The following is a 312-nucleotide window of genomic DNA, read 5'->3' as shown; positions in this document are numbered from 1 at the left end:
TATTAAAATAAACGTATCGTATTGTGATAATAAATGACTCGCATTAATGACATTGCCCAAAAATGTGACATCATTTTCTAACCCAGCTTGTGCAACTTGTTGCTGACAATCATTTAATGTAGGTCCATCGCCTATAAATGTAAAATGCGCATGATTACTGTTATGTAATTTCAATATCTCTATTGCCGCGATTAGATTTTGTGGCAATTTTGGATAAGCAAATCTTGCAATCATAACAAATTGATGCTTTGTCGGGGCATTAATCTGTAAATCTTGTTTATTAGGCAACATTCCAACTACTTTGCCAATATT

The 312-nt window shown here is 33.0% G+C and carries 1 protein-coding gene; it reads right to left on the bottom strand.

The window, feature by feature from the left end; translation table 11 throughout:
* Positions 1–312, bottom strand: a 312-nt coding sequence (locus GUI70_RS25515; RefSeq protein ID WP_161884549.1) for a glycosyltransferase, incomplete at both ends; no start/stop codon positions are given.

Source organism: Deinococcus alpinitundrae (assembly GCF_009982895.1).
Taxonomy (GTDB): Bacteria; Deinococcota; Deinococci; order Deinococcales; family Deinococcaceae; genus Deinococcus; species Deinococcus alpinitundrae.
The sequence above is the reverse complement of the archived record's forward strand: the minus strand, read 5'-3'. Positions and strand labels throughout refer to the sequence as shown.